This is a genomic window from Micromonospora sp. WMMD998 (assembly GCF_029581235.1).
In the GTDB taxonomy this organism is placed as follows: Bacteria; Actinomycetota; Actinomycetes; order Mycobacteriales; family Micromonosporaceae; genus Micromonospora.
Genome location: NZ_CP120740.1, coordinates 2,872,434 through 2,880,543 on the forward strand (window position 1 = coordinate 2,872,434; position 8,110 = coordinate 2,880,543).

Annotated in this window: 4 protein-coding genes and 1 pseudogene; 3 read left to right on the forward strand and 2 right to left on the reverse strand. The window is 71.5% G+C overall.

Translation table 11 applies throughout. From position 1 onward, the window contains the following. Nucleotides 1-29: 29 nt before the first annotated feature. Nucleotides 30-263: pseudogene (locus O7619_RS13545) on the reverse strand (hypothetical protein); the annotation flags it as partial. 21 nt (nucleotides 264-284) lie between these two features. Here O7619_RS13545 and O7619_RS13550 point away from each other — a divergent pair. Both O7619_RS13550 and O7619_RS13555 read left to right on the forward strand, forming a co-directional pair. After that, nucleotides 285-1,229: a hypothetical protein gene (locus tag O7619_RS13550; RefSeq protein ID WP_282288090.1), complete on the forward strand. Its 945-nt coding sequence runs from the start codon at nucleotides 285-287 to the stop codon at nucleotides 1,227-1,229. 174 nt (nucleotides 1,230-1,403) lie between these two features. Continuing rightward, complete coding sequence (locus O7619_RS13555) at nucleotides 1,404-2,288, forward strand: winged helix-turn-helix domain-containing protein (RefSeq protein ID WP_282288091.1); 885 nt, start codon at nucleotides 1,404-1,406, stop codon at nucleotides 2,286-2,288. Nucleotides 2,289-2,867: 579 nt separating this feature from the next. On the opposite strand, the gene O7619_RS13560 is transcribed toward O7619_RS13555, so the two are convergent. Then, nucleotides 2,868-7,268, reverse strand: a complete 4,401-nt coding sequence (locus tag O7619_RS13560; protein WP_282288092.1) for a S8 family serine peptidase — start codon at nucleotides 7,266-7,268, stop codon at nucleotides 2,868-2,870. 248 nt (nucleotides 7,269-7,516) lie between these two features. Here O7619_RS13560 and O7619_RS13565 point away from each other — a divergent pair, with 248 nt between their 5' ends. Next, entirely contained in the window at nucleotides 7,517-8,092 is a 576-nt protein-coding gene (locus tag O7619_RS13565; protein WP_282288094.1) for a winged helix-turn-helix domain-containing protein, read from the forward strand. Nucleotides 8,093-8,110 lie beyond the last annotated feature (18 nt).

Sequence of the window (8,110 nt, forward strand, 5' to 3'; positions counted from 1 at the left end):
CCGACACCCGCGCCGCGGACCTCCAGCCGCCACCCGAGCCGCCGGGCGGTCAGCCGGAGCCGGGCCAGGATCTCGACCGTCACCACGTCGGGCCGGGTCACCGCGGACACGTCGCAGACCACCACACCCCGCTCGCGACCGCGTACCGCCTCGGCCAGCTCGGCGCAGCGGACCGCGACGTCCGCGCGGGTCGACGTCCGGTCGGCCAGCCGCAGCACGAGTGTGGTCACCCCGATCAGACCGCCGTACGGCCCGAATCTCATCGCTCGTGAAAGGCGAGGACCATGACCGCGTACGCCCGGATCGGGTTGCCGCGATGGAGCCGGCGGGGCGATCCGGCGGCCCTGCGCGCGGAGATCGCCGCGTGGGCGACCTCGCCCGCCATGCGCGACCTGGTCGACTGCTTCGAGGAGAGCTGGCCGACCGGTGACGTGCTCCACGGGCTGGCGGAGATCTCGGCCCGGCACTGGGACTTCCGCCGGGGCGGCGAACGCGCTGCCGCCCAGCGCCGCGACTTCGCGGCCGACGTGACCGAGCGGGTGCGCGCGGCGGTCAGCTCGCTCGGCCTGCGGCACCGCGACAGGCCGAGCCGGGACCGGTACCAGCACGTCCTGATCCACGGCGGCCTGCTCCGTAGCTGCCTGATCCGGGCCCGGCACGCGGCGGCCCTGCTCGACGGCCGGATCACCAGCGACACGGTGTGCGGCCTGGGCAGCCTCCGTCCCACCTCGACACAGGAGCGGACCCTGGCGGTGGACCTGGGCGTCGACGCCTGCCCCACCGAGTTCGACGCCATGGACGTCGCGGTCCGGACCGCGTTCACGGACCTGCGCCGACAGGGCGGCCCCGGCGCCGCCGCGCCCCCGCTGCACGCCTACCGGACCCGCGACGGCCGGCGGTTCACCGTGCTGGCCGCGCCGTCGACCGACCCGAACCGGCGGGCCAACACCGCCGACACGTGCGCGTACTGGGCCGACTCCCGGGCCCGGCCGCAACCGGGGGAGAGCATCCTCCTGATCACCACCGAGCACTTCGTGCCGTTCCAGCAGGCGGACGCCATCCGGACGCTCGGTATCCCGTACGACTGTGCGGTGGAGACGGTGGGTGTCGACCCGGCGGCGGCGCCGGATGCGCGCCTGCGGCACTCGCTGACCACGGCCGAGTATCTCCAGGAGACCCGGTCGGCCATCCGGTCGATGCGGGCGCTGTGGGACGCGGTGCCGGCGTGAACCCGGCTCGCAATTTACCCACGTCATCTTGTCGGATGCAGTTACATCGACGTTAACTGCTATACCAATCATCGGTGGACGGCTATATGATCCCCGGTAGCTCGCCTCATAGCCTCACGAAACCGCAGCTCCAGCACGCCTCAGGCCGCGCTCCGCACCGCGTGCTCCGCGTTGGTGGGCGGCCCGATCCGCCGCGTCAGAATCGGCGCGGGTAATTGCCGGGCGCTGCGCCAGCCTGCCGGAAAGTGGGAACGGATGACAGCGATCCCGTCCTTGGTCATCGGCATCGCGTCCTCGGCGACCGAGCGCCGGCAGCTCGCCCAACTGCTCGGCGGCACCGAGACGTTCCTGATCGTCTCCAGCGCTCACCAGGCCCGCCGGTTCCTCGACCTGGTCCGCCGTCCGTCGGTGCCCCCGGTGTCCCCGGTGTCCCCGGTGCCCCCGGTGTCGCCGGTGTCCGCGGCGTCGTCGGTGTCGTCCCTGTCTTCGGCGTCGGTGTCGCCGGTGTCGGCGGTGCCCGCAACCTCGGCCGACGTCGACGCTGTCGCGCCGGTCGATGCTGTCTTGCCGGTCGATGTCGGCTTGCCGGTGGGTGCTGTTTCACCGGTCGATGCCGGCTCGTCGGTCGGTGCGGTTTCCCGTGTCGAGGTTGGCTCGTCGGTCGATGCCGGCTTGCCGGTCGTCGCCGCCGCTGCCCCCGTCGACGCCCTGCTCGCGCGTTCCTCTGTGCGGGGTACGGCTGCCGATGTCGACGCGCCGGTCGAGCTTCCGGGGCTGGAGTTGGCCGTCGACTCCGACCGGCGGGTGTTGTGCTGGCGGGAGCGGGAGGTCGGGTTGACGCCGCTGGAGCATGACCTGCTGGTCTGCCTCGTCGGCACTCCGGGTCGGGTGTGGACGTACGCGCGACTGCACCGCGCGGTCTGGGGCAACGATCATCTCGGGCGGGGCTCCGACATGCACTCGGTGGTCCGCCGTATCCGGCACAAGCTCGGCCGCCTGGACGCCGCCGCCACGATCCACGCCGTCCGAGGCGTCGGCTTCCGCCTGACCCCCGCCTAACCTGTGTCCTGCCCGCGGTGTCCTGCCCCGCGCTGCCCCTCTCGCCGGCGTGATCAAGGAGTTCGTGTCGCCGAATCCGCTCCCGCGCGACGCAAACTCCTTGATCAACGAAGAGTGCCGGGCGGGAAGGTGGGCGACCCACCCCGCACCGTCGATCATGAAGTTAATGACGACAATTCGGACAGTGCGTGCGAACAACGTCATGATCGACGGGCCGGCTCCTCCGGATTCGTCGATCAAGGAGCTGGGGTAACTGGTAAAAGGCGCAAGAGCCGTATTTCACGAGCTGCAGAGTCCATGATCGGCAAGGCAGGGCGGGAACAGGGCGAGGCGGGGGCGGGGCGAGGCGGGGGCGGGGCGAGGCGGGGGCGGGGCGAGGCGGGGGTGGGGCGAGGCAGGGCGGGAACAGGGCGAGGCGGGGGCGGGGCGGGGCTAGGCAGGAGGTGGCGGGGCGGGGCGCGCGATGTGGGGGCGGGGAGGGCTGCGCGGATGAGGGGGCGGAGGGGGCGGAGGGGGCGGCGTGGGACGGCCCGCCCGGTGGGGAACACCGGACGGGCCGGACCTGTCGGCCGCTACTGGTCAGCAGCGGGTGGGGGCGAGGGTGAAGTCCTCCACGGTGGGCGTGGCGGAATTGATCTTCGTTTGGCGCGTCTGGGGCTTCCAGCCGTCCTTGGCGACGATCAACGTGAGCGGGTTGTTGCGCCGGTCCATCCAGTAGGCGTACTTGCCCTCCGCGTCCGTGGTGAACGTGTAGGAACTAGCCCACGAATCGACCTGGACGGTCGCGCCCGGTAGCGGCGCGGTGCCGCCCTGGCAACTCGTGCCGGAGACCGTGCCGGACAGCTTGGCCCAGGTTTTCGGCGGCTGCGCGACCATGGTGACCGCCACCGGCGCCACCGTGTACGGGGTGTCCTCCTTGATCGCGATGGTCGCCGAGTACGTACCCGGCTGGTCGACGTTCGCGGTCATGCCGACCGTGACGGTGACCTTCGCGCCGGGCGCCAGCGTGACCTTGGACTTGTCCACGGTGAGCCAACTGACGTCCGCCGCGACCTCGGAGCACTCGGAGAATCCGGGCAGGACCTCGCTGTCCTTGGTGGCCGTGAAGCTGCCCGACGAACCGCCGATCTTGTAGAACCCGCAGGCCGCGCCGCCCCGGTAGCGGGGGGTGTTGGCGTTGGGCAGGTTCGCCCACGAGTTGGTCGCCGGGTCGTACGCGAATCCGGCGTTGGTGATGGCGCCGCCCTGCGACCCGCCGACGACCAGGAGCTTGCCGTTCGCCACCGCGTACGACGAGGCCCAGTTGTCGGCCGGCGCGTCCGGGATGGCGGTCCAGGCGTTGGCGGCCGGGTCGAAGGCGTAGCCGGCCTTCTGCGCCACGGTGCCGTCGTTGCCGCCGGTGCAGTAGACGATGCCGTCGATCCCGCCGCAGGACAGGAACGCCACCGACTTCGGGTAGGACGGCAGGGTCTCCCAGGTGTTCGCGCCCGGGTCGTACCTGACCACCGTGTTGGACATCGGCAGGCAACTGGCCGTGGTGCAGCCGCCGACCGCGTACAACTTGCCGCCCGCGACGGCCTGGCCGGCCGCCGACCGTGGCGCCGGGTTGCTCGCCCGGGCGGTCCAGGTGTTCGCCGCCGGGTCGTACGACCAGGTGGTGCCGTCCGGGCCGGAGGCCCCCCAGCCGGCGCTGGCGACGATCTTGCCGTCGATCACGCCGACCGTCATCGCGGTCCGGGCGCCGGGCAGGTCGGCGATGGCGGACCAGGTCTGGGCGACCGGGTCGTAGCGGTAGTTCTTCGTGCTGGACGTGGTGCCGTCACCGCCACCGATGGAGTAGACCTTGCCGTCGACGGTGACGACCCGGTTGTCCATCACGTTCGCCGGGTAGCCCGGGATGGCGGTCCAGGGGTCCGCCTGCGGTGCGGCCGGCGCGGCGGCCGAGGTGGCCGACTTGCCGGCGGGGCGGGCGGCGAAGGACGTCGCCGCGGTCAGCCGCTGGGCCGGCGCGCCGGCCGAACCGAGCAGCGCCTGCTCGGAGAGCTGCGAGCCGTCCGCGCGTTGCAGCACGAACCCGCCGTCCCGCTCGGAGAACTCGACGTTCACCGGCGCCCCGCCGGTGTTCTTCACCGTGAACGTCTTGCTGACCTTGCCGCTGGGCATCCGGGCCGTGCCGGTCAGCGACGTCGGCTGCACCGACAGCCGGCCGGCGGCGAGACTGAAGGTGGCTGCGGTGGCCCAGTCCGTCTCGACGTCCACCTGCTTGGTCTGACTCACGTAGTTGCCGGCGGTGGCCGTGAACGGGTGCGTGCCGGTCAGGGACGAGAACATCCAGTAGAAGCCGTCCGGCAACTCGGTGTCGTCCGGGGTGGCGACCGTGGTGGCCTTCTCCGCCGGACGGTCCTTGCTGGTCACGGTGGCGCCGTTGACGTACCCGTCGTCGTTGGCGTCCCGGACGTGGCCGAGCACCAGGCCGCCGTCGACCGGCTTGCAGACGAGCCCGCTGCCGATCAGCACGTTGTCGACCTCCCACCACCATTCCCAGCTCGCGTCGTAGTAGTGGAAGCGCACCCGCACCTGCGACTGGTTGGCTGCCTGCGGGATCGGCACCTCGGTCAGTTTGCTGCGCACGTCGGCCGCCTGCCGGAGCACGTTGCTCCACGTGTCGCCGCCGTCGAGGCTCAGGTCGACGTCCGCGCGATCGCTGTTCAGCCAGTTGTAGTCCTGGTTGAACCGGATCACCGGGGCGCTCACCCCGGTCAGGTCGACCACCGGGCTGACGAGCGAGGTGTCCTGCTTGCCGCCGCTGCCGTAGTTGTCGCTGTCGATGATGGCGAAGTGGCCGTCGCCGCCGGTCAGGTTGCCGCGCTCACCCGCGTCGGTGAACTCCCAGACCTGGCCGGAGGCGGCGTTGTCCACCACCGACCAGCCCTCCGGCACGTCGGTGCCGTCGAACGTCTCGTACACGCCGTCGGAGCTGACGGTGTAGCCGGGTGCGGTGGTGCACGCCTCCGGGTTCGCCGGCACCGCGATGTTCGCGGTGAGGTTGCCCGAGCCGACCGTGACCTCCTTGGTGACGGTCAGGTAGCCGGCGTACTGCGGCTCGACCTTCAGCTTGTAGGTCGACCCGGCGGGCACCTTCAGGCTGTACCGGCCGTTGGTGGGCGTGGTGTAGTCGGAGATCGGCGTGCCCTCGACGCTCACCTTCGCGTAGAGCGGCCAGCCGTGCCCGGACCCGTCGGTGACCTGCCCGCCGACGGTGACGCTCGGCACCGCGGTCAGCGTGACGTTCAGGGTGGTGGTCGTGTTCGTGGTGACCGTCGCCGTCAGCGTGCGGCTCGCGTAGCCGAACGCCGCGACCACCACCTGGTAGTCGCCGGCCGGCAGCAGCGAGGAGTACGTGCCGTCGGCGCCGGTGACGAGCGTCCGGTCCGCCGCACCGGTCAGGGTGACCGTGGCGCCGGCGATCGGGGCGCCGGCCGCGTCGGTGACCTTGCCGGCAAGGGTGCCGTTGTCCCCGATCGGCGCGGCGGCGAGCAGCGCGAGCGCGTCGAGGCGGCCCTCGCCGTAGACGTTGTTGTCATCCGCGGTGCCGCCGCACTGGGTGTCGGCCTTGTCGATCGCGGTGTCGTTGAGCAGCGCGCGGGTCGCCGTGACGTCGCCGACCAGGCTGGGCGCCGCGGACCAGAGCAGCGCGATCGCGCCGGCCAGGTGCGGCGCCGCCATCGAGGTGCCGCTGATGCTGGCGTACGAGTCGTCCGGCACGCTGGAGCGGATGTTGACGCCGGGCGCCGAGATGTTCGGCTTGATCTCGCCGCTCTGCCCGGTGCCCCGGGAGGAGAAGCTGGCGATGTTGTTGTTGATGTCGTACGCGCCGGCCGAGTAGTTGCTGGCCAGGCTGCCCGGTGACCCGCTGGTCTGACACGACGGGCCGTTGTTGCCGTTGGACCAGACGCCGAAGATGCCGGAGGCGGTCCAGGCGTCGGTGACGTCCTCCATGAACGGCTCGTTCGACGGCTGGGTGGTGCCCCACGAGTTGTTGATGATGTTCGGCCGCTTGCTGGCGTCCGGGTTCTCGCCGTCGAGGTCGGTGGGCTCCAGCATCCACTGCCCGGAGGAGATCAGCGCGGCGTCGGTCGGGCAGCACCCGTTCGCGGCGATCCACTTGACGTCGGGGGCGACGCCGATCTGGTTGGCGCCGTCCGAGCCGGCCATGGTGCCCATGGTGTGGGTGCCGTGCCCGTCGGAGTCGCACGGGCCCTCGTCGCACTCGCCGGCCGCGTCGTACCAGTTGTAGTTGTGGTCGAACGTGCCGTCGCCGTTGTTGCCCCGGTAGGCGTTCACCAGCGCCGGGTGGTCGAACTGCACGCCGCTGTCGATGCTGGCCACGGTGATGCCGGCGCCCTTGACGCCGTACTGGTTCCAGACGTCGTCGGCGTTGATGTTGGCGATGCCCCACTCCAGGGCGTTCGTCGACTTCTCGGCGGTGCCCGGCGTGGTCTTCGGAAGCTGGTATTCGACCGGGGCGTAGATGCCGTCCACCTCGGCGTGGGCGGCGAAGTTCTGCGCCATGGTGAGGGAGCCGCCGCTGACCTTGATGGCGTTGGTGGCCCAGAACGTCTGGTATTTGGTGCCCGCGCGGTCCAGTTCGGCGCGGATCTTCGCCTGGCTGTCGGCGGCGGTCTTCTTCAGCGCCGCGGCGACCGCCGTGCCGCGTTGGTTCCAGTCCTTGACCGAGGCTGCCTTGCCCAGGTCGGCCCGACCGGAGAAGTGGATCCAGAAGTCGCCTTCGCTCTTGCCCTCGAGCTGGCGGGTGAGTTCGGGGCGGATCTTGTCGCCGGCCGTCGCGCCGGTGCCCGTGCCGGCCTGCGCCGACGCGGGGGAGCCGGTGGCGGCCAGTGCGGTAGCGGCGAGGACCAGTGCGGCGCCCGCGCTCACCAGCCGCGCGGCCGGACCCCTTCTGTGTGGACGTCTCAGCATCGGTGCTGCCTCCTCGGATGACCCGCGGATGGTCGAGCCATGACAGAAGGGCCAGGAGACTGCGCTCCCGACTGGTCACACCGGTTTGAAACGAACCCCCCAGGCCCCCTAGGCGCCGTGCGGGTCTACGCCGGTCACCTGTGTGGACACTATGATCGACAGCAGAGGACGATCAATGACCGTAAGTGAGCAACTTGTCACCAACAGGTGGCGACCTGTTTGACAGTCATTGTCACGGTGGGGGCGCGGTGACAGCGGACGACCCGAACGCGACGCGCGCCGGCGCCGACCCGGCGGAGCGGCCGTTCTCGCTTGTCATCGGCGTGACGCCGTCCCCGGCCGAGCGGCTGCGGCTCACCGAGATGCTGGACGGCGTGGCGCCGCTGCTGCTCGTCGCCGACCTGGACGAGTTGCGCGAGCTGATCGCCCCTGCTGGCGATGTTAGGCGGGGGCCCCCGTTAACGCATTCGGAGGTGGCGGGGCCCCCGCCTAACACCCCCGCGCCTCCGGCCGACGGCGCGTTGGTGATCGACGCGGCCCGGTCCACCGCCCGGTGGGGGGACCGGCAGGTCGCCCTCACCCGGCTGGAACGCGACCTGCTGACCTGCCTGACCACCGAGCCGGTACGGGTGTGGAGCTACGCCGAGCTGCACCGCGCGGTGTGGCACGGCGCGCCGACGCAGCGCCGCGCCGACGTGCAGTCCCTGGTCAAGCGGCTGCGCCGCAAGCTCGACGAGCTGGGCACCGGGGTCACGATCGTCGCGGTACGCGGCGTCGGGCTGCGGCTCACCGACCACCGACGCCCGCTGGTGCGCGGCGGCTGACGCCACCTCCGGAAGCGG

Excerpts from the sequence above, each read along its gene's own strand:
- O7619_RS13560 (WP_282288092.1), bottom strand. The coding sequence starts at position 7,268 with ATGCTGAGACGTCCACACAGAAGGGGTCCGGCCGCGCGGCTGGTGAGC.
- O7619_RS13550 (WP_282288090.1), top strand. The coding sequence starts at position 285 with ATGACCGCGTACGCCCGGATCGGGTTGCCGCGATGGAGCCGGCGGGGC.